The following is a 21,142-nucleotide window of genomic DNA, read 5'->3' as shown; positions in this document are numbered from 1 at the left end:
CTTTTTTTATATACTATAATTAAAATTATACGTGTAACGATCTGTTATCTGTAGCAGCCAAAGCAGCTTCTTTAACAGCTTCCGCAAATGTTGGATGCGCATGGGACATTCTTGAAATATCTTCAGCCGAAGCTTTAAATTCCATTGCCGTTACCGCTTCTGCGATTAAATCGGCACAACGGGCACCAATCATGTGAACTCCTAAAACTTCATCTGTTTTTGCATCGGCCAGGATTTTCACGAATCCGTCAGTATCAGCACTTGCACGGGCACGTCCTAAAGCTTTGAATGGGAAACTTCCCGACTTGTAGGCAACACCAGCTTCTTTCAATTGTTCTTCTGTTTTTCCAACAGCAGCAACTTCCGGCCAGGTATAAACAACACCTGGAATCAAGTTATAATCGATATGCGGTTTTTGTCCGGCAAGATATTCTGCTACGATCACACCTTCTTCTTCCGCTTTGTGTGCTAACATTGCACCGCGAACCACATCTCCGATTGCATAAATATTTGAAGCAGTCGTTTGTAAATGGTCGTTTACTTCAACCTGTCCTCTTTCGGTAATTTTCACACCGGCTTTATCTCCATTCAATCCATCTGTATACGGACGACGGCCTACAGAAACCAAAGAATAATCTCCTTCTAAAGTAATGATCTCTCCTTTAGCATTTTCAGCTTTAACCACAACAGCATCACCATTGCGCTCTACCGATTGTACTTTGTGTGAGGTATAGAATTTCATTCCCTGTTTTTTCAACACTTTCGTCAGTTCTTTTGACAAAGCACCGTCCATACCCGGAATGATTCTGTCCATAAATTCCACTACCGAAACCTGAGCTCCCAAACGAAGGTAAACCTGACCTAATTCCAGTCCGATTACACCACCACCAATAATTACCAGGTGTTTTGGTACTTCTTTTAATTCCAAAGCTTCCGTAGAAGTAATGATTCTTTCTTTGTCAATTTTGATAAAAGGCAAAGAAGACGGTTTGGAACCGGTAGCAATAATTGTATTTTTAGCTTCTATTTTTTCTACAGTACCGTCTTTTTTAGTAATCACAACAGTCGTTGCATTTTCAAACGATCCTACTCCTTCAAAAACAGTAATTTTATTTTTATCCATTAAATATTTAACACCGCCGGAAGTCTGGTCAACAACTGCCTGTTTACGGGCAATCATTTTCTCTAAATTTACTTTTACTTCACCGGCAACTTCAATTCCGTGATCGGCAAAATGAGAAAGCTCTTCATAATGATGTGAAGAGGCCAGTAATGCTTTAGATGGAATACATCCCACATTTAAACAAGTACCTCCTAAAACAGAATATTTTTCAATAATGGCAGTTTTCATTCCTAATTGTGCGCAACGAATTGCTGCAACATAGCCCCCAGGACCTGAACCAATAACAACTACGTCAAATGAACTCATAGTATTTATTTTATGTTGTGTTTTTAAAAATTTCATTACAAAATTAAGGAATTTTGTTTACACGAAATTGGTTTATCGGCAAAATAAAAGCGCTTTTAACGTTCCTTTATATACTGTCCGGATTAATTGCGGTATTCGTAAAAACAGGGCCTAAAAAAACCCCGGAAATCCGGGGTTTTCAAATATCTTTTTAAAACGATATTACATTACGTCCAGACAGGTATATACCTGCGGGCAGGCAATATATCTTCTGCAATAAGCCGGTCCGGTTACCGAACCGCTGCACGAACAACCGCATAATGACAAGTCCGGGTTAATAACTCCGACTGCACCGGTAATTGTTCTTTGATTTTCTTTTGACAATACCTGTACTCCGGCAATGTTTAGTAGGTTTGTTTTCATAGTAGTAGGATTTATTTACGTTAAAATGATTACTTATATCTTATACCTCTCCGCAAGTATATACCTGAGGACATCCAATATAACGATCGCAATAGCTTGGTCCGGTTACAGCACCACTGCATGAACATCCGCATTTTGATAAATCCGGCTCACCGCTTATCTGCCCTTTGATCATTCTTTGATTCTCTTTTGTTAATACTTGTACACCTGCGATGTTTAAAAGGTTTGTTTTCATAAGTTGTTTGGTTAAAAGGTTTTATATTTAAAATTTAGTACAATTTAGTCGGCTGGCTGAGGACAGGTATAAACATCCGGGCAGGCAAAATAACCGTAGCAATAGTCCGGTCCGGTTACAGCACCTGTACAGGAACAGCCGCATAATGAATAATTTGGCTTACCACTGATTTGTCCTTTAATCATGCGCTGATTTTCTTTAGACAAAACCTGTACACCTTCGATGTTTAATAAATTTGTTTTCATAAGTTGTTTTTTGTTTGATTAATTTAACGCCAAAGTAGTACATTATTCACAACTAAACAACTAAAAAAAAATAAATAATTTCATTTTATACCGAAAAAATAGTCGTATTCTTAACCTGACCTATCATAAATGTACTATGCGTACTCCCGATATGCTGTAAAGTAGTCAATTTTGTAACCATAAATTCCCGGTACTCTTCCATGTCCTTGACACAGATTTTCAGGATATAATCGTAATCACCGCTCACGTGGAAACATTCCAGTACTTCATGTAACTGTACCACTTCTTTTTCAAACTGGTTGATAAACTCTTTGGTGTGCTGTGTGAGCTTCAGGTGGCAGAATACCACAAACCCTTTCTGGATCTTATTCCGGTTCAGTAACGCTACATAATTCGAGATGATCCCTTCTTTCTCTATCTTTTTAATGCGCTCATAAACGGCGGTTACCGACAGGTTCAGTTTTAAAGAAAGCTCTTTATTGGTCTGTTTACAGTCGGTTTGTAATAATTTCAACAGTTTTTTATCAATATCATCAAAATTCATAGTATTATTTTTTGAAATTAAAATATTTTGGCAAAAATGCTATAATTAACATTTAAACAGAAATATAAACTACCAATATACAATTTAATAGTTTTATTTTCCAAGTTTCAAACACATTATTGACTTTTTTTCGCTAATATATTTAATTTGACCTTTTTATTACAGATACCCAAACAACAAACTATAAAGTATGAAAAATTTCAATCCCGCTGATAAAATACAGGATTTACAGTATTTTGGAGAGTTTGGAGGCGTAAACCCTTCCATTTCTGACTCCTCTACCTATACATTCCTTTCTGCGAAGACAATGTTTGACACCTTTGAAGGAAATGCAGAAGGATGCTATTTGTATTCACGCCACTCTTCTCCAAGTAATTTATACTTAGGAGAAGCGCTGGCAGCAATGGAAGGAACCGAAACTGCAAACGTGGCCGCTTCCGGAATGGGTGCCATTACTCCTACTTTGCTACAGCTGTGTAAAGCGGGTGACCATATTGTTTCCAGCAGAACCATCTATGGTGGTACGTATGCTTTCATGAAAAACTTTTTACCGCGTGTTGCTATTGAAACGGCTTTTGTGGACATTACCAAGTTAGACGTAGTGGAAGCAGCTATCCAGCCGAATACAAAAGTATTGTACTGCGAAACGGTAAGCAATCCTTTACTGGAAGTAGCTGATATTGCCAGCCTGGCAAAACTGGCCAAAAAACACAACCTGACGTTAGTGGTAGACAATACGTTTTCACCATTATCCGTTGCTCCTGCAAAAATGGGTGCGGATATCGTGATTCACAGTTTAACCAAATACATTAACGGAAGCAGTGATACTGTTGGCGGTGTGGTTTGTGCCTCTGCAGACTTTATCAACTCTTTAAAAAGTGTAAACGACGGAGCCAGTATGCTTTTGGGTCCAACGATGGACAGTTTGCGTTCGGCCAGCGTTCTTAAAAACCTGAGAACCTTACACATCCGTATGAAACAACACAGTCACAATGCACAATACCTGGCTGAGAAATTTGAACAGGACGGCATTAAAACGGTTTATCCGGGATTAAAAAGCCATCCAAGCCACGAATTATACAAAGGTATGATCAATCCGGAATACGGTTTTGGCGGTATGATGACTATTGACGTGGGCAGCCTGGACAAAGCCAACGAATTAATGGAATTAATGCAAAACAGAAACTTAGGATACCTTGCGGTAAGTTTAGGTTTCTACAAAACATTGTTCAGCGCACCGGGTACTTCCACTTCTTCTGAAATTCCTTTGGATGAACAGGCCGAAATGGGATTAACCGACGGTTTGATCCGTTTCTCAATCGGTTTGGATAACGATATTGAGAGAACCTATCAGATGATGAAAGATTGTATGATAGAACTTTCGATTTTAAATTAAGTTTTTAGTTTTTTTAGTTTAAATCCGTTTAAGAATTCTTAAACGGATTTTTGTTTGTAACAAATTCCAAACTATTGCAACTAATCTGCTTATACCGGTATTTTGTAGGTTCATTAACACTATCTTGGTATAAGTTTAAATAAATTAGCCGTTTTAAAATTCTATTATTAAATGAAAAAAATCACTTTTTTGTTTCTTCTTGCCGGGTCGATGACCTTTGCACAAAGAAATCTGACTATTGAAGAAGCGACAACAGGTCTTCGTACCTACGCTCCCAAGTCGATGCTTGCTACACAATGGAGAAAAGATGTAAAAGCCATTACTTACTTGGACAATTCTTACCAGAATTTAGTAACCCGTAGTGATGCGAACCAATGGAAAGAAACCACGCTTTTAACCAAAGATGATATTCAGAATGCTTTAAAAGCAAAATTCCCTCAGGATGATTTTGCTTTAAGAATGTTCCCTTTTGCTTACAGCTGGAAAGATCAGAACACACTTGCTTTTGAAGTGGGCGGTAAAAAAGCGAATTATATAGTAGAATTTGATGCTGCACAAAAAACAATCAAAAATATTCTATCCATTCCGCTTGATGCAGCGAATCAATTGCCAACCGAAACCAAAAACCGTGTGGCATGGTTAGAAAAAAACAATATTAAAATTACAGATGCCAGCGGAAAAACCATTGCTGTAACGAACGATGAAAATGCCGGAATTGTTAACGGAAGTGATTATACACACCGTCAGGAATTTGGAATTCACCAGGGAATGTGGTGGAATAAAACCGGCGACAAGCTTTTATATTACCGAAAAGACGAAACAATGGTAACCAACTATCCTTTAGTTGATTTTGGTGCCAGAGTTGCAGCAGTAAAAGATATCAGATACCCTATGGCGGGTATGAAAAGCGAAGAAGTTACTTTGGTGATTTTCGATGTCGCTTCAAATAATAAAGTTACGCTGAAAACCGGTGAACCGAAAGAACAGTTCTTAACCTGTGTTACCTGGGATCCAACCGGTAAATTTGTTTACGTAGGTCTTTTAAACCGCGAGCAGAATCATTTGAAACTAAACAAATATGACGCTGTTTCCGGAGCTTTTGTAAAAACATTGTTTGAAGAAAAGTCGGCAACCTATGTGGAGCCGCAACACGATTTAACATTCCTTCCGAATAATAACAGCCAGTTTTTGTACCAAACGGAGAATGAAGGATACAACCACCTGTATTTGTACAATACCGATGGAAAACTGATCAAAAAATTAGGTTATAAAGATATCGTGGTAAAAGATCTTTTGGATTTTGATGCTAAAGGAACAAAAATCAGCTATATCGGAACCGCTAACAACGGATTGGACAGACAATTGTATGAAGTAGACCTGAAATCCGGAGCGACAACACAGTTAACAACCGTTTCCGGTACGCACACTGCCAGCTTAAGTTCTGACGGAACTTTTGTATACGATCAGTACAGCAATACCACTACACCAAATGAAGTGGCGATCATCAACGTTAAATCAAAAAAGGCAACTTCTTTATTGAGTGCTGAAAATCCGTATACCGGAAAAATCAACATGCCTAAAATGGAGTTGGTAACAATTACTTCTGCCGATGGAAAAACTCCGCTTAACGGACGTTTAATTTACCCGGCAAATTTTGATGCTACCAAAAAATACCCGGTAATGGTTTATGTATATGGCGGTTCGCATGCTCAATTGGTTAATAACCGTTGGTTAGGCGGCGCGAACCTGTTTGACTATTATATGGCACAACAGGGATATGTAGTGTTTACTTTGGACAACAGAGGAAGTGATTCCCGCGGAAAAAACTTCTGTGATGTAAACCACCGTAAATTAGGTCAAAACGAAATGGCAGACCAAATGAAAGGGGTTGAATTCCTAAAATCAAAATCGTTTGTTAATGCCGATAAAATCGGGGTATCCGGATGGAGCTTTGGTGGTTTTATGACCATTTCCCTGATGTTAAACCAAAACGATACGTTTAAAGTGGGTGTAGCCGGCGGACCGGTAACCGACTGGAAATATTATGAAGTAATGTACGGAGAGCGTTATATGGACACACCACAGGAAAATCCTGAAGGATACGAAAAAACAAGCGTTATCAATAAAGCGAACCAGTTAAAAGGTGATTTATTAGTGATTCACGGTGCTCAGGATCCGGTTGTAGTACAACAGCAAAGTATGGAATTCATTGAAGCGTGTATTAAAGCAGGAAAACAGGTAGATTACTTCCTTTATCCTACACACGAACACAATGTTTCCGGAAGAGACCGAATTCATTTAAATGAAAAAATAGCACGCTATTTTGATTTACACTTAAAGAACTAAATGTTTATCCATAAAAAAAGCCTTCTCAATGAGAAGGCTTTTTTTATGGATACTGTTACACCAATTTTCCTGCGTGAACCGCCAGGTCAATTAATTTACAGGAATACCCGTATTCGTTATCATACCAGGATACGATTTTATAGAAGGTGGAATTCAGTTCAATTCCGGCTTTGGCATCAATGATGCTGGCTCTGGTATCGGAAACAAAGTCCTGGGAAACCACATCGTCTTCGGTAAATCCGATGATTCCTTTCATTTCATTTTCGGAGGCCTTTTTCAGTACTGCCATGATTTCATCATAGGATGTTTCTTTTTTCAGCTTTACCGTTAAATCCACTACAGAAACATCGGCCACCGGTACACGCATTGCCATTCCGGTTAGTTTTCCTTTTAGTTCCGGAATTACTTTGGTAACCGCTTTTGCGGCTCCGGTAGAAGCCGGAATAATGTTAACCAAAGCCGATCTTCCGCCTCTGAAATCTTTTTTGGAAGGTCCGTCAACCGTTAACTGTGTCGCTGTTGTAGCATGTATCGTGGTCATTAAACCTTCCACGATTTCAAAATTGTCATGCAGCACTTTCGCTAAAGGCGCCAGACAGTTTGTGGTACAGGATGCATTGGAAACAATCGTGTCGGCAGCTGTCATTTTATCGTGATTTACACCCATGATAAACATTGGCGCATCGGCAGACGGAGCCGAGATTACTACTTTTTTAGCACCGCCTTTAATATGGGCATCCGCTTTTTCCAGAGTGGTGAAAATTCCGGTACAATCGGCCACAACATCTACCGCCACTTCATCCCATTTTAAAAGGGAAGGGTCTTTTTCGGCAGTCACACGGATGTATTTGTCGTTTACATACAACTGACCGTCCTTTACTTCCACTTTCCCGTCAAAACGACCGTGAACCGAATCATATTTTAATAAATAAGCCAGGTGATCAACCGCTAATAAATCGTTGATCGCTACTACTTCTACATTATCTCTTTTTATAGTTTCTCTAAAAACAATTCTTCCGATTCTTCCGAATCCGTTAATTCCTAATTTTACTTTCATCATTTTCTTTTCTTAATAATTACTAAATTGAAACAATCTCAGAAACGCGCAACAGTTCCCTGTCTATTTCCGAATGTCCCTTTACTGCTTGTTCTAATGGGGTCAAAGCTACTTTATCATTCAGTAATCCGACCATATAATTCGATTTTCCTTCCAGTAAGGACTCTACGGCTTTAACGCCTAAACGGCTGGCTAAAACCCTGTCAAAACAAGAGGGAGAGCCACCGCGCTGCATATGTCCTAAAACGGAAACACGCACGTCATATTCCGGCAGGTTTTCTTCGACATAGTTGCCCAGTTCAAAAACGTTTTTACCAATTTTATCCCCTTCTGCTACGACAACAATACTGGATGATTTTCCGGATTCTTTACTTTTTCGAAGCGATTGCAGCAGTCTTTCCAAACCTAAGTTTTCTTCCGGAATGAGTATTTCTTCGGCACCGGCACCAATTCCCGCATTCAGCGCGATATGTCCGGCATCCCTGCCCATTACTTCCACAAAAAACAAACGGTTGTGGGAACTGGCCGTATCCCTGATTTTATCGATAGCTTCGACAACGGTGTTTAACGAGGTATCAAATCCAAGGGTATGACTGGTTCCGAAAATATCATTGTCAATCGTTCCGGGAATCCCCATGATCGGAAAGTTGAATTCCTTGTTAAAAACCAGACCACCGGTAAAACTACCGTCACCGCCAATGATAACCAGGGCATCGATACCGGCATTTTTAAGGTGTTCGTAGGCTTTCTTACGGCCTTCGGCTGTCATAAAATCTTTTGACCGTGCCGACTTTAATATCGTTCCGCCTTTATTGACAATATTGTTTACCGTTCGGGGTCCCATTTCTTTAAAATCTCCTTCGATCATTCCCTGGAATCCGCGGTATATTCCCGCACATTCAATATTATGATACGCGCAGGTCCTGACCACAGAACGAATAGCAGCGTTCATTCCCGGCGCATCACCACCCGAAGTAAGCACTCCGATCTTCTTAATCGTTTCTAATACCATAAACTCTTTATTTGTAAATTTAATAAATAAACACGAGATACCTTACAGAATACAGGCATATTTAGCATAACCCTAACATTCTTAACAAGGTAATCATGTCGTTAAAATAAGAAGTGTTGTTGTTTAGTTGTAAGCTCTTTTTAATCTACTTCCGGAACTCTTTTCTGATCCTTTTTAGGTTCTTCGGCGTTTTTGTTTTTTCGATTCTCTATAAACTTGATAAAGTCGGGAGCCAGATCCGAATCCGGTAAACGGTCCGTCGGATTGGTATTGTTGTTCTCTTTTACCTTGGTGAAAATTTTACGCCACAATTCCCGCATGGTATCGAAATCCACCTCATACGAAAGTCCTATTCCCTGTGTATATCCGATACCTTCACCAATATAGTTAATATCGTTTTCACGGTTAAAGGCACGGGCTTTGAGCGATCCGTCCTTGTTTAAACGCAATTGTACTTCCACGTCACCCACAATAACGGATTCCTGGTTTCCGCCCACCGGTACTCCAAATTTACCGTTAATCGTAATGCGCTCATCAATCTGGGAAGATACCGTTACCCCTACTTTACCCTGTGTCTGGGCAAATGGTGTCCTGTCGCCCTGAACGTAGTTAAAACCAACCTTAAATTTATCGTCACTGCCGGCAAAAATATCATCAAAGATAGAGCTGGCCCGTTCAAATAAACTTCCGTAAACGGAGTTGGAAGCACTTTCTGCCGACATGAATCCGCCAGTTCCCAACAGGGCCAAAGCCTGTGTTTGACGCACGTCTTTATCGCTTAGTTTATAATCGATCTCCGATTTTAATACCGAACTCACCGTTGGGAATTCAATTTTAAAATCCGGTTCCGGATTGCTTAAATTACCATTCAGCATGATATACACCTCTGTCGGCACTTTTCTGCTAAAAGAAGCATTATCTAATATTACCGCCGGATTCGCATCGGTTTTATAAACCGCCTGAAGGTTTAAAGCAGCATTCATCGGGTTTCCGTCCCAACGGATGGTACCGTATTCTTTTACTTCAAATTTCTTATCGATTAAGCCCAAGTATTTAAAGTTGTATTCTCCTTTATAGGTCTGGAAATCTCCCCACATGTTGAATTTACCCATCGTATTGATTTCCATTGTGATGAATCCTTCCCCTCTTCCTTTCATTCCGTGCCCGGTATTGCGGTCCAGAATAATTTCAATATCGGCATCACGGGTAATACGGAATTCAAATTTCAATTCAATTCCCTTGAATTTATTCAGCACCACTTCCTGAATTCCCTTTTCTTTCGCTTCTTTTTCTTTCTTGCTTAAAAAGTGTATAAAAGCATTATTTCCAATTCCCTGTGCATCATTTAGCGGAATCTTGATACTGGTTCCTTTATTCGATTCGGCATCCATCTGAATATACAGGCTGCTCACCGGACCGGTGATGGTCGCATCTCCTTTTATAAAGGCCGTACCGTAATAAATCGCATCTTCATTGTCCTTTGTATCCAGTGCCAGCAAGTTATCCGATCTTAGCTTTAAATCCAGCTGCCAGTCGTCGAATTTCTTATGGCGGATAGTTCCGTTCAGGATTCCTTTTGTTTTTTCTTTGGTATCGGTCAGCTCAATGCTTCGGAATATAAACTGGTCTTCCGTGACATTGATCAGCGCATTTTCTTCAAAATTATAATCCACGCCCAGATACGGTACTTTCATACCGGCTTCATTCAGATAGATACTGCCGTCCACTTCCGGGTTCCTGACGCTTCCGGCTATCGATGCCCTACCGGAGGCAAAACCTCTCATATCGGAAAAGATACTGCCCAGTAAAGGCCCGATCGGACTGATGTTGAACCGCGTGAATCCGGCATTCAGTGCAAGAATACTTTCCTTGTTAATGATCTCAATATTACCGTTCAGGAAGAAATTCTCCACGTGGTCGTTAATAATCGAAGAATTTACGTTGAATTTTCTAAAGGAATCTTCACCGGTAACTTCCAGGTTCAGATCGCCCATCATCACTTTGTTCACCACAAGCGAATCCACCGTTAAAGCTGCCGTTGGCAGGTATACCGATTTGTTCTGTTCCAGGTTTACCTCTCCGTTTAGTTTACCGCCAAAGGACATATTATCCAGCGCCGGCGTTACTTTTCCTAAATCGACATCATCGAAGGAAAGGCGTAACTGCTTATACGTTGAGTCTTTTAAAACACCTTCCAGTTCCACTTTCTGGTCGTTGTGCGACATCATGATCTTTTCAATTGAAAAATCGGTCAGCTTTTTATTGAATACAACCTTGTTGTCTTTTGTATTGTTTTCATTCAGGTACCACAAATAGTCCCTGAAGTTAATTTCTGATTTTTTAAATCCGACTACTGACTGGTTCTTTTCGTTTATTGTGTGATACAGGTTCAGATTAAAGAAATCCTGGTTTTTAGGACCTCCCTTAAACTCGGAACGAACAAAAAGGGTATCGTTCATCGTAACGTTAATCAAACTGAAATCGGATATCTTATAGCCTTTTGTCTTGATACTATCCAGTTCGATATAAGCATTATATAACGGATTTTTATTGTCCACATCAACCCGTATGTTTTCAAAAGTGTTGTTATAGGCCACTACATTCGGAGAGGAGAAATCAAGTTTAAAATCCCCTTTATCGGCATCAATCCTTCCTTTCAGTATGGTGTTCTCTCCTACCGTGACCTGCGGCAGGAATATCTCGATAATCTTGCTGTAAATGGTAAAATCAAAATCCAGGAACTGCCCGGGTTTCAATTTGTTCGGGGAATAGTTCGCATACAAACTTCCCAATGCATTTTCAACTATCTTCCGAACCTGCTTTATTTCGTATTTACCGGTCACCTTACCCTGGATAATATCCGGGGAGTTTATCGTGATCGTTCTGACATTTTCAGGATCGAACGTGGATTCAATCTGAAAATCATCAAAAAAGTAATTGTCCCTGCTGTTTTGGTAGGACACATTCGAAACGGTTAATTTACCGGCCAGATCATCCAGCGAATTTCCTTTGGCTATAAATTTCAAACCGCCTTTAAAAATAGACAAGGTGTCTTTTTTCATGAAATTCAGCATGTGAAGATCGGCATAATCAATCTGAGCCTGAAAATCATAATTTTTCATACGGGAACTCATATCAACCAATCCGTTGAAATCCATTTTTAAGTTCGGATCATTACTGTTCAGATAGCCTTTAAAATAAGGCATCTTCATTTTTCCATCAATCGTAATGTTCTGGTAGGTATACCTGTTATAGGTCAGGCGCTGTACTTTTCCTTTAACACTTGTGTTCAGGTATTTTTTATTGAATCCTTTTCCGTCTACATCCAGATCCAGCGTTACCCTGCCCAGATCTTTTTCATTGACAAGGGCACCGATATCGAAATTATTAAGCGTAACCAATCCCTTGTAGGAAGCATTATTAATATTGTTGATATTACTCATGCTCATGTTCGAATTCAGTTCTCCCAATCCGGACATCATGTAAATATCAGCATCAATTTTTGTCTTGGTCAGTGTAATATCGCCAACAATGTCTACTTTACCCAGTTTTTTAAGGGTTTCCGGAAGATTTTTCCCTAAAACCCGCGGTAAAATCGTTTTCAGGTTGTCATAATTGGACGTAACCCTGTCGAAATTACCTTTCATATAAAACTCTCCTTTTTTATTGAACAGGTTTCTAAAATTAACCGTTCCGATAATTTCGGAGTCGTTCTTATCCAGCAATCTCAAATCGTGGGTCGTAAAGTTATTCAGGGTTCCCACCAGGTGTGTAGCCACATAAAAGCGCTGGTTCTTCCCGAATTCGTTATAGAAAAAGTTAAGCTCGTTTGAAGACACGGAAGCTTTTTCCATGTTGACATCAAAAATCACTTTGTTATTAAAATCCGAAAAGTCTTTCGGTTTGTATTTTAAGATTACATCCCCGATTAAAGTGGATTCTTTGGTTTTCAGGTTCAGTTTCTCCAGTCGGATATTCTTCTTCGAATAGGTAAAATTGGATGTTAAGTTTTCAACAAGCAGACCGCGGTGATCCAGCAAGGACAATTCTTTAATATCGGCGGTAACCACCGGTCCTTTGATTTTAAAGAAATCCACCTGTCCTTTAAGCTTTGTAAAGTCTAAAATCTTTGGTGTCTGTAAATTTTCATCGATCATTCTGAAACGGCTTGAAGTTACATTCATGTGCTCCACTTTCATCAGGAATTTTCCGGTTCCTTCCTTGCCGTCGTCAAAAGCCGCGATAAATTCATCCAGATTGGTTTTATCCTCGCCTTTGTATTTGGTTATCTTTAAATCCAGTCCGTCAATATTGGTTTTGCCAAAGATCAGTTTTCCTTTGGTCAGCTTTTTAATATCCAGAATATTGGTTTGCAGCCGGTTGATATAAAAAACAGTATCTTTGTGTTTGTCGCCCGCGAAAATCCCTTTGATTTTGACACCGCCAAAAACGGTAATGGCAATTTTGTCAATATGCATATCGGTACCGAATTCTTTATTCAGTTCGCCGGTAGCATATTTCGCAATTTCCGTTTGCACAACAGGCAACGATAAAGCAATGCCTAATAGCAGTAAAAACAGGATTAATCCTATAATTAAGCGAAATACTATTTTTTTTAATTTTTTGATACTCTTAATTGTTTTAAATTTGTCGAATTGACTCGTAAATTTAAGCAATTAGTAAGAATAAAACTATCATTTCTTACGGTGCGGGGATTTACAATTCAAAGATAATACAGTCGTTGGAAAATACATTCAAATTTCGTGCCTTTTTTATGACAAAATCACCCGTATATATACTTGCTATCGAAAGCTCCTGCGATGATACCGCAGCAGCGATATTAAAAGACAACAAAGTCCTTTCCAATGTGGTTGCCCGGCAGGCAATTCACGAGGAATACGGCGGTGTGGTTCCGGAGCTGGCATCACGTGCCCACCAACAAAATATCGTACCGGTAATTGACGTGGCGCTAAAGAAAGCCAATGTTGAAAAATCACAGCTTGCAGCAATTGCTTTTACCCAGGGTCCAGGCTTAATGGGCTCGCTTTTAGTGGGCAGTTCCTTTGCAAAATCGATGGCTATGGCCTTAAACATTCCGTTAATCGCCGTTAACCACATGCATGCCCATATTCTGGCACATTTTATTGATGAGGAAGATTTTGACAAACCGGAATTTCCTTTCCTGGCGATGACGATTTCCGGCGGACACACCCAGATCGTGAGAGTGGACAGTTTTTTTGACATGACCATCATCGGTGAAACCACGGATGACGCTGTAGGAGAAGCTTTTGACAAGAGTGCGAAAATACTGGGGCTTCCCTATCCGGGCGGACCTTTAATTGACAAATATGCCCAATTGGGGAATCCGAAAGCATTTCCGTTTACCAAGCCCAAAGTGGATGGTTTAAATTTTAGTTTCAGCGGTTTAAAAACCCAGATTTTATATTTCATTCAGAAAAAAACGGCCGAAAACCCGAATTTTATTGCTGAAAATCTAAACGATATCTGCGCTTCAATCCAGTACACGATTATTCAGATTTTAATGGATAAGATCAAACTGGCATCGCGTGAAACCGGAATCCGGCAAATTGCCATTGGCGGCGGTGTTTCGGCAAATTCCGGTATTCGTACTACCCTGAAAGAAGGCGAAAAGAAATACGGCTGGAAAACATTTATTCCGAAGTTTGAATACACGACCGATAATGCTGCGATGATCGGGATAGTGGGTTACCAGAAATATTTAGAACAGCAGTTTAACGATGCGACCGTAGTATCCAAAGCCCGAATCGAATTTTAGTATGCAGTTATTCTATACCCCGGACATTAACGAGACACTTACAAGCTTTTCCTTTGACAAGGAAGAGAGCAAACATATTGTTAAAGTATTACGTAAAACAGAAGGCGATATCTTAAAGGTAACAAATGGTTTAGGATTTCTTTTTACGACAGAAATTATCCTGGCTTCCGACAAAAAATGTACGGTAAAAATCACCGAATCTGTTTTTCACAAACCGAATGATTTTTACATTCACATAGTCGTGGCGCCAACCAAAATGAACGACCGTTACGAATGGTTTCTGGAAAAGGCAACCGAAATTGGCGTGAACGAAATCACCCCGATAATTTGCGACCATTCCGAAAGAAAAACGATCAAGACCGAGCGTTTTGACAAAATTATTCAGTCGGCCATGAAACAATCGCTGCAATTCCATTTGCCAAAACTGAATGAAACGGTAACATTCAAACAGTTTTTAGCGCAAAAACACGAGGGCAACCTGTGTATTGCCCATTGTGAGGAATCAAGTAAAGTACTGTTGAAAAACACCGTCAAAGCCGGCGAAAAATATACCATTCTAATCGGTCCGGAAGGCGATTTTTCCGAAAAAGAGATCGAAACCGCATTAGCAAACAACTACACCCCTGTTTCGCTGGGAAATACAAGACTCCGCACCGAAACTGCCGCTGTTGTTGCCTGTCATAGTGTGGTCTTTTCAAACGAATAATACTGGAACAAATTCATGAGAAAACTATTCTTATTCTTTAGCATACTGACTACTGCGATCACTTTTTCACAGGAAATTGCGGTATTAAAATACAGCGGCGGCGGTGATTGGTATGGCAACCCGACCTCCTTACCCAACCTGGCTAAATTTTGCAACCAGAATATCAATACCCGGATCAACACTAAAACGGCTGTTGTTGAAGCCGGCAGTCCGGATTTGTTTTCCTATGCTTTTGTACACATGACCGGACACGGAAATGTTGTTTTTAGTGATAATGACGTTATCAACCTTAGAAATTACCTGACTTCCGGAGGTTTCCTGCATATCGACGACAATTATGGTATGGATCAGTACATTCGCAAAGAGCTGAAAAAAGTGTTCCCGAATAATGAGCTGACCGAAATACCCTCCAATCACATCATTTATCAAAAACCGTTTCTTTTCCCTAACGGCCTGCCCAAAATTCACGAACACGACAACAAAAAACCGCAGGCTTTCGGTATTTTTATAGAAAACCGTCTGGTTTGCCTGTACACTTACGAAACCGATCTTGGTGATGGCTGGGAAGATCCCGAAGTACACAACGATCCTTTCGAAGTGCGCCAAAAAGCTTTAAAAATGGGCGCTAACATTATCAATTACGCTTTTAAAAATTAAAATGCAGGAACAATTAACACACGAAAACACTAACTTTTCACAGCAGACTTTCCCTATTACCGTTGTTTGTGATTGTATTCATTTTCAGCCGAATATCGGTTCCATATTCCGGATCAGTGAAGCTTTAGGCGTTGAAAAAATTATCCTTATTGGCGAAGATCTTGCTTTGACACCACGAAAAATAAACAAGACTTCACGGAACACCCACACACTTGTTCCGTATAACGTTATCCCAAAAGCAGCTGAGGCACTGGATTACCTGCAATCCCATAATTACCAGATCATTGCACTCGAAATAACCAATAAAAGCATTCCGTTACAAAAACTGACCGTTAGCCGCGATACCAAAATTGCGCTGGTTATCGGGAATGAAATTTCCGGTGTATCCCCTCTTTTTCTTGAAAATGCCGATCAAACCACTCATATTGAAATGTTTGGCAAAAACAGCAGTATGAACGTGGCGCAGGCAACAGGAATCGCACTTTACGAATTAATTAATAAATTGTAGATAAATCACATTTTTATATAATTTATTACATTTTATCATTTTTTTATGATAATTTTTTCATAATTTATTTTTTTGTTATATTATTGTGTGATATTTAACCAAATCACATAACTATTTAACAATCATTTTATGAAAAAATTACTTTTATCAGCAGCAATGTTGCTGTTCTTAGTTTCTTGTAACAAAGAAGAATCTTCCGTTGCAGACGATTCGTCACTAAGTTCAAAGATTTCTGAAAGAGGATGTGCTTCACACGATGTGCTTCAGGAGCAATTGAGAGAAAATCCGCAATTAGCGATTAAAATGAATGAAATTGAAGCTTTTACAGAGCAGGCAGTTTTACAGAACAAATTAGTTAACGGAAAAATTCAGATTCCGGTAGTCGTAAATGTATTGTACAGAACTACGGCAGAAAACATTTCTTTAGCGCAGATCCAGTCGCAGATTGATGTTTTAAACAAAGATTTTAACGCTACCAACAGTGATTTCGGATCTGTTCCTGCTTTATTTGCCGGTGTAAAAGCGAATGTAGGAATCTCTTTCGTTCTGGATGTGGTAAACCGTAAATCGACTACAAAAACATCATGGGGCACTAATGATGCGATGAAAAAAACAGCATCAGGCGGTTTAAATCCGACTACTCCAACAACAAAATTAAACCTTTGGGTTTGTACCATTGGCGGCGGAATCTTAGGATATGCACAATTCCCGGGTGGTGCTTCTGCAACTGACGGTGTTGTTATCGATTCCAAATATTTGGGAACTACAGGAACAGCTACGGCTCCGTTTAACAAAGGAAGAACGGCAACGCACGAAGTTGGTCACTGGATGAATCTTAGACATATCTGGGGTGATGCGACCTGTGGAAACGACCTGGTTTCCGATACACCAACGCACAATGCTCCGAATTATGGTGTTCCGGGATATCCTCACTATAGCACTTGCTCCGGAACTCCGGTTGAAATGACAATGAACTATATGGATTATGTGGACGATGCAGCGATGTATATGTTTTCTAACGGTCAAAAAACGAGAATGTTAGCAGCTTTTGCAACAGGCGGACCAAGAAATTCATTTGCCCAGCCATAAACCGAACGGTAAAAAGACAGAAAACTCGCTTTAATAGCGAGTTTTTTTTTATCTTAGTTTATTAATAAAATACCCTATGAAGTCAACCGAAATCTCCAAAGGAATCGTTAGTGCCGTTATCAAACTTGCTTTAATAACACTTTTATTGTTTTTTATTTATCAAATTCAATCGGTATTGATTTATCTTTTGGTAGCCCTGGTTATCAGTCTGATCGGCAACCCGATAACAAACTTTTTAAAAAAACGTTTAAAGTTCAAACACACCCTGGCTGTGGTAACGACGATGATTATTTTTGTACTGATTGTGGGTGGTTTGCTGATGATGTTTATTCCGCTGCTGTTATCCCAGGGACAAAATCTTTCGTTACTGAATACGGCTTCTCTGGAAAAAGACTTTAACGACCTGGTTTTCCAGATCAATTCCTATTTTAACGATCACAATATCGATGCCGGGAAATTACTGGAAAAATCAAACTGGTCGTCAAAAATCAATTTTGATTTTATTCCGGAATTTTTAAATACCCTTATCGGAACGGTGAGCAGCTTTGGCGTTGGCCTTGCTTCGGTATTTTTTATTACTTTTTTCTTTTTAAAAGATCAGAGCCTGTTTATCAAAATGTCCAAAAGAATACTTCCGGACCAGCATGAAGACAAGATATTGTCCTCTGTTGAAAAAATAAACGTTTTGCTGTCCCGTTATTTTATTGGCTTATTGCTACAGCTTTTTATTGTTTTTATCCTTTACCTGATCGTATTGCTCATTTTTGGTATCGAAAATGCTTTTGTAATCGCTTTCCTTTGTGCGGTACTCAACATTATCCCGTATATCGGTCCGCTAATCGGAACCGTACTGGCACTGGCTTTGACGCTGATCAGCAATTTAGGCGGTGATTTCCGAACAGAAATGCTGCCAACAGCCATCTATGTAATGATCGGTTTTATGGTGGTGCAATTGATTGACAACAACATCAGTCAGCCCATTATTTTCTCCAACAGTATTAAATCCCATCCGTTGGAAATCTTCCTGGTGATCCTTATTTTCGGATTGTTGTTTGGTGTTTTCGGTATGATACTGGCTGTTCCTTTCTATACGGTACTGAAAGTAATCGGAAAAGAGTTCTTCCCTGAAAACCAGATTATTAAGATTCTAACTAAAAATATTTAAGATTGATTGCTTCCTTAATACGTCCAGAAGTACAGGACTTTATTGCTAAAAATTACAATGCCAATCTTAACAAACTGGCTTTATCCAAAAATCCGTTTCCGGAAATTCCATGGAATGAAATACTGAACCAGATCCAGGCAAAGATCAAAGCGAAAGAAAAACTGCCAACCTGGTTTAACACGTCCAATATTATTTATCCGGCTAAAATTTCAATTGAGCAGACTTCCTCAGAACGAACGGCAGCCTATAAAGCCACGCTTATTTCCGGTGATTCGCTGATTGATCTGACCGGCGGATTTGGCATAGACGATTATTATTTTGCCCGGCATTTTAAACAGGTTACCCATTGTGAAATTAATGACACATTATCGGCTGTTGTAGCCCATAATTTTAAGGAGTTGCAATGTGCAGTTGAATGTATTCCCGGTGACAGTCACGAAATCCTGCGCCGGAAAGACCAGAAATGGGATTGGATTTATATCGATCCGTCCCGAAGAAATGATGCGAAAGGCAAAGTTTTTATGCTAAAAGACTGCCTGCCCAACGTACCGGATTCGCTGGATTTTTATTTTAATTACAGCTCCAATATCCTGATAAAGACCGCTCCCATACTGGACATTAAGGCCGGATTATCGGAATTGCAATATGTAAAAAACATTTATATCATAGCGCTGGATAACGAAGTAAAAGAATTGCTTTGGGAGATTGAAAAAGATTATACCGGCACGATACAGCTGCATGCTGTGGCCATCACCAAAGAAGCTACAGCTGTTTTTACCACAGAGTTTGAAGATACCCGGCCGGCTACGTATGCTTTACCCAAAAAGTATTTGTACGAACCCAACAGCGCCATACTTAAAACCGGAGCTTTTGATGCGGTTAGCCATCTTTACCAGATTGATAAATTGCATCAGCATTCCCATTTGTACACTGCAGACCGTTTGATTGATTTTGACGGACGTCGTTTTAATATTGAGCAGATTGTCCCGTATCAGAAAAAAGAAAGCAAACAGTATCTGGAAGGAAAAAAACTGCATGTAACAACCCGCAACTTCCCGCTTTCGGTTGAAGAGCTGCGCAAAAAATGGAAAATTAAAGAGGGTGGTGATACCTATTGTTTCTTTACCACCAATAGTAACAATGAAAAAATTATAGTATTTTGCAGCAAAATTTAAATGCAACAATGAAAAAAGTTTTTTTAAGCCTTTTATTGGTAATATCCTTTGTGTCCTATTCGCAAACCTTTACCTGCGAATATGATTACAACGAAAAAACAGACTCGACTTTAATCAAAAAAACACCGGATTATTTAATTCATGAAAGTGTATTCGGGACCACATCTACTTTTGTGTTCTTTTCATTGGTAAATTCCGATGAAACACCCTATCTGAGCCTGCAATTATTACGAAAAAGCAAGGACTTTATTAAAGCGAGCTGCCTGAATCAGGCTTCCAGAATTTTTTTACAGCTTGCTAACGGCAAGATTGTAACGCTTATTAACAGCTCGGAAGAAGTATGCAGTAATTTGAGTTATAATTCTGCTGAAAAAGATAACATCTCGATCCTGAACAGCTATTTTTTATTCAGCAAAGACGGCTATGAAGATTTAAAAAAATACCCGGTTACGCTGATGCGGATAAAATTCACAACGGAAACCATCGATTATGTTTTACCGAAAGAGATCAAATCGGAAAATTTTAAGGAAGCCGTTTACAATCCCGAGGAATACTTTATAAGATATCTGAAGTGTGTGGAATAATATAAAAAAAAGAGGGATGAACCCTCTTTTTTTATACGCATAGCTGTAAATCACAACTTCATTTTACGTTTGCTGTTTTGTAGCTGCCAATACGATTTCCCTGATGTTCACTCCCTGCGGCTGGTTATAGGCATACCAGATCGCATCTGCGATTGTTTGAGGATCCAGAACACTTCCCATAGTGGCTTTCCATTCGTTGTAACCGTCTTTTATCGTTTCGGAAGTGGTATGCGACAGTAGTTCCGTTTCTACCGCTCCGGGCGCTATGGTTACCAGGCGGACATTAAAACCGGCGACTTCTTCCCTAACGTTTTCGGTAATGGCATGAACGCCAAATTTGGTACCGCAGTAGGCCGCATGATTCGGAAATGTTTTTCTGCCGGCAATAGAACTGATGTTAATAATGGTGCCGTGCTGCCTTTCTTTCATCTGAGGCAATACGGCCTGCATCCCGTTTAGCAGTCCCAGTATGTTTACATCAAACATGGCTTTCCATTCTTCCGGATTCTGAACCGCAATATCGCCGAGCAGCATCATTCCGGCATTGTTTACAATGGCATCCGCCGGTCCGAATTTTGCCTCGGCTTCCGCAACGGCTTCCTGTAATGCTTTAAAATCGGTTATGTCGACTTTTTTACACAACGTATTGGGTAAGTTTAAAGCGGTCAGGTTTTCCAGTCTTCTTGCCAATAAAAGCAGCGCATGCCCTTTGGACGAAAATAGTCGTGCCGTAGCGGCGCCAATTCCGGAGCTTGCCCCGGTAATAATAACCAATGGTTTAATTGCTTCCATAAT

At 39.7% G+C, this 21,142-nt stretch carries 19 protein-coding genes; 10 read left to right on the top strand and 9 right to left on the bottom strand.

The window, feature by feature from the left end; all coding sequences use genetic code 11:
- Window positions 1–25: 25 nt before the first annotated feature.
- The 5 genes from lpdA to HW120_RS12010 all read right to left on the bottom strand — a co-directional run bounded on the left by lpdA (window position 26) and on the right by HW120_RS12010 (window position 2,855).
- Complete coding sequence (gene lpdA / locus HW120_RS12030) at window positions 26–1,429, bottom strand: dihydrolipoyl dehydrogenase (protein ID WP_177734345.1); 1,404 nt, start codon at window positions 1,427–1,429, stop codon at window positions 26–28.
- A 201-nt stretch (window positions 1,430–1,630) separates the two neighbouring features.
- Window positions 1,631–1,831: a hypothetical protein gene (locus HW120_RS12025; RefSeq protein WP_177734344.1), complete on the bottom strand. Its 201-nt coding sequence runs from the start codon at window positions 1,829–1,831 to the stop codon at window positions 1,631–1,633.
- Window positions 1,832–1,871: 40 nt separating this feature from the next.
- A complete protein-coding gene (locus tag HW120_RS12020) occupies window positions 1,872–2,066 on the bottom strand; it encodes a hypothetical protein (RefSeq protein WP_177734343.1) in 195 nt (64 codons plus the stop codon).
- Between the two features lie 44 nt (window positions 2,067–2,110).
- The gene (locus HW120_RS12015) at window positions 2,111–2,311 is read right to left on the bottom strand and encodes a hypothetical protein (protein ID WP_177734342.1); all 201 of its coding nucleotides are present in this window, start codon (window positions 2,309–2,311) and stop codon (window positions 2,111–2,113) included.
- Between the two features lie 85 nt (window positions 2,312–2,396).
- On the bottom strand, window positions 2,397–2,855 hold the full coding sequence (locus HW120_RS12010) for an Lrp/AsnC family transcriptional regulator (RefSeq protein WP_177734341.1): 459 nt from the start codon (window positions 2,853–2,855) through the stop codon (window positions 2,397–2,399).
- A 190-nt stretch (window positions 2,856–3,045) separates the two neighbouring features.
- Between HW120_RS12010 and HW120_RS12005 the strand changes: the two genes are divergently transcribed.
- Window positions 3,046–4,251, top strand: coding sequence for an aminotransferase class I/II-fold pyridoxal phosphate-dependent enzyme (locus HW120_RS12005; RefSeq protein ID WP_177734340.1), 1,206 nt, complete (start codon window positions 3,046–3,048; stop codon window positions 4,249–4,251).
- A 171-nt stretch (window positions 4,252–4,422) separates the two neighbouring features.
- Complete coding sequence (locus HW120_RS12000; protein ID WP_177734339.1) at window positions 4,423–6,597, top strand: S9 family peptidase; 2,175 nt, start codon at window positions 4,423–4,425, stop codon at window positions 6,595–6,597.
- Between the two features lie 55 nt (window positions 6,598–6,652).
- Here the strand turns inward: HW120_RS12000 and gap are convergent, their stop codons facing one another.
- The 3 genes from gap to HW120_RS11985 all read right to left on the bottom strand — a co-directional run bounded on the left by gap (window position 6,653) and on the right by HW120_RS11985 (window position 13,204).
- On the bottom strand, window positions 6,653–7,657 hold the full coding sequence (gene gap / locus HW120_RS11995) for a type I glyceraldehyde-3-phosphate dehydrogenase (protein ID WP_177734338.1): 1,005 nt from the start codon (window positions 7,655–7,657) through the stop codon (window positions 6,653–6,655).
- Window positions 7,658–7,676: 19 nt separating this feature from the next.
- Window positions 7,677–8,666 carry a 6-phosphofructokinase gene (gene pfkA, locus HW120_RS11990; RefSeq protein WP_177734337.1) on the bottom strand — a complete coding sequence of 330 codons (990 nt, stop codon included), beginning with the start codon at window positions 8,664–8,666 and terminating at the stop codon, window positions 7,677–7,679.
- Between the two features lie 140 nt (window positions 8,667–8,806).
- On the bottom strand, window positions 8,807–13,204 hold the full coding sequence (locus tag HW120_RS11985) for a translocation/assembly module TamB domain-containing protein (RefSeq protein WP_246296981.1): 4,398 nt from the start codon (window positions 13,202–13,204) through the stop codon (window positions 8,807–8,809).
- A 236-nt stretch (window positions 13,205–13,440) separates the two neighbouring features.
- On the opposite strand from HW120_RS11985, the gene tsaD reads away from it, so the two are divergent.
- From tsaD to HW120_RS11945, 8 genes are all read left to right on the top strand, one after another.
- Entirely contained in the window at window positions 13,441–14,463 is a 1,023-nt protein-coding gene (gene tsaD / locus HW120_RS11980; RefSeq protein WP_177734335.1) for a tRNA (adenosine(37)-N6)-threonylcarbamoyltransferase complex transferase subunit TsaD, read from the top strand.
- 1 nt (window position 14,464) lies between these two features.
- Entirely contained in the window at window positions 14,465–15,169 is a 705-nt protein-coding gene (locus HW120_RS11975) for a 16S rRNA (uracil(1498)-N(3))-methyltransferase (protein WP_177734334.1), read from the top strand.
- A gap of 15 nt (window positions 15,170–15,184) precedes the next feature.
- Window positions 15,185–15,826 (top strand): DUF4159 domain-containing protein, encoded by a 642-nt coding sequence (locus HW120_RS11970; RefSeq protein WP_177734333.1) that lies wholly within the window; start codon window positions 15,185–15,187, stop codon window positions 15,824–15,826.
- 1 nt (window position 15,827) lies between these two features.
- Window positions 15,828–16,334 carry a TrmH family RNA methyltransferase gene (locus HW120_RS11965; protein ID WP_177734332.1) on the top strand — a complete coding sequence of 169 codons (507 nt, stop codon included), beginning with the start codon at window positions 15,828–15,830 and terminating at the stop codon, window positions 16,332–16,334.
- Window positions 16,335–16,463: 129 nt separating this feature from the next.
- Window positions 16,464–17,423 (top strand): zinc metalloprotease, encoded by a 960-nt coding sequence (locus HW120_RS11960; RefSeq protein WP_177734331.1) that lies wholly within the window; start codon window positions 16,464–16,466, stop codon window positions 17,421–17,423.
- Between the two features lie 76 nt (window positions 17,424–17,499).
- The gene (locus tag HW120_RS11955) at window positions 17,500–18,588 is read left to right on the top strand and encodes an AI-2E family transporter (protein WP_177734330.1); all 1,089 of its coding nucleotides are present in this window, start codon (window positions 17,500–17,502) and stop codon (window positions 18,586–18,588) included.
- A gap of 2 nt (window positions 18,589–18,590) precedes the next feature.
- Entirely contained in the window at window positions 18,591–19,763 is a 1,173-nt protein-coding gene (locus HW120_RS11950) for a THUMP-like domain-containing protein (RefSeq protein ID WP_177734329.1), read from the top strand.
- 8 nt (window positions 19,764–19,771) lie between these two features.
- Window positions 19,772–20,347 carry a hypothetical protein gene (locus HW120_RS11945; protein WP_177734328.1) on the top strand — a complete coding sequence of 192 codons (576 nt, stop codon included), beginning with the start codon at window positions 19,772–19,774 and terminating at the stop codon, window positions 20,345–20,347.
- Window positions 20,348–20,410: 63 nt separating this feature from the next.
- Here the strand turns inward: HW120_RS11945 and HW120_RS11940 are convergent, their stop codons facing one another.
- Window positions 20,411–21,139, bottom strand: a complete 729-nt coding sequence (locus tag HW120_RS11940; protein WP_218618721.1) for an SDR family oxidoreductase — start codon at window positions 21,137–21,139, stop codon at window positions 20,411–20,413.
- Window positions 21,140–21,142: the final 3 nt, after the last annotated feature.

This window comes from Flavobacterium inviolabile (assembly GCF_013389455.1).
GTDB classification, from domain to species: domain Bacteria; phylum Bacteroidota; class Bacteroidia; order Flavobacteriales; family Flavobacteriaceae; genus Flavobacterium; species Flavobacterium inviolabile.
This window is presented reverse-complemented; position numbering and strand designations above follow the sequence as displayed.

Coding starts and splice junctions, on each gene's coding strand:
- HW120_RS11960 (WP_177734331.1), top strand. CDS start 16,464: ATGAAAAAATTACTTTTATCAGCAGCAATGTTGCTGTTCTTAGTTTCT.
- HW120_RS12000 (WP_177734339.1), top strand. CDS start 4,423: ATGAAAAAAATCACTTTTTTGTTTCTTCTTGCCGGGTCGATGACCTTT.
- HW120_RS11975 (WP_177734334.1), top strand. CDS start 14,465: ATGCAGTTATTCTATACCCCGGACATTAACGAGACACTTACAAGCTTT.
- HW120_RS12025 (WP_177734344.1), bottom strand. CDS start 1,831: ATGAAAACAAACCTACTAAACATTGCCGGAGTACAGGTATTGTCAAAA.
- pfkA (WP_177734337.1), bottom strand. CDS start 8,666: ATGGTATTAGAAACGATTAAGAAGATCGGAGTGCTTACTTCGGGTGGT.
- HW120_RS11940 (WP_218618721.1), bottom strand. CDS start 21,139: ATGGAAGCAATTAAACCATTGGTTATTATTACCGGGGCAAGCTCCGGA.
- tsaD (WP_177734335.1), top strand. CDS start 13,441: ATGACAAAATCACCCGTATATATACTTGCTATCGAAAGCTCCTGCGAT.
- HW120_RS11965 (WP_177734332.1), top strand. CDS start 15,828: ATGCAGGAACAATTAACACACGAAAACACTAACTTTTCACAGCAGACT.
- HW120_RS12005 (WP_177734340.1), top strand. CDS start 3,046: ATGAAAAATTTCAATCCCGCTGATAAAATACAGGATTTACAGTATTTT.
- gap (WP_177734338.1), bottom strand. CDS start 7,657: ATGATGAAAGTAAAATTAGGAATTAACGGATTCGGAAGAATCGGAAGA.
- HW120_RS11945 (WP_177734328.1), top strand. CDS start 19,772: ATGAAAAAAGTTTTTTTAAGCCTTTTATTGGTAATATCCTTTGTGTCC.
- HW120_RS12010 (WP_177734341.1), bottom strand. CDS start 2,855: ATGAATTTTGATGATATTGATAAAAAACTGTTGAAATTATTACAAACC.
- HW120_RS12020 (WP_177734343.1), bottom strand. CDS start 2,066: ATGAAAACAAACCTTTTAAACATCGCAGGTGTACAAGTATTAACAAAA.
- HW120_RS12015 (WP_177734342.1), bottom strand. CDS start 2,311: ATGAAAACAAATTTATTAAACATCGAAGGTGTACAGGTTTTGTCTAAA.
- lpdA (WP_177734345.1), bottom strand. CDS start 1,429: ATGAGTTCATTTGACGTAGTTGTTATTGGTTCAGGTCCTGGGGGCTAT.
- HW120_RS11970 (WP_177734333.1), top strand. CDS start 15,185: ATGAGAAAACTATTCTTATTCTTTAGCATACTGACTACTGCGATCACT.
- HW120_RS11955 (WP_177734330.1), top strand. CDS start 17,500: ATGAAGTCAACCGAAATCTCCAAAGGAATCGTTAGTGCCGTTATCAAA.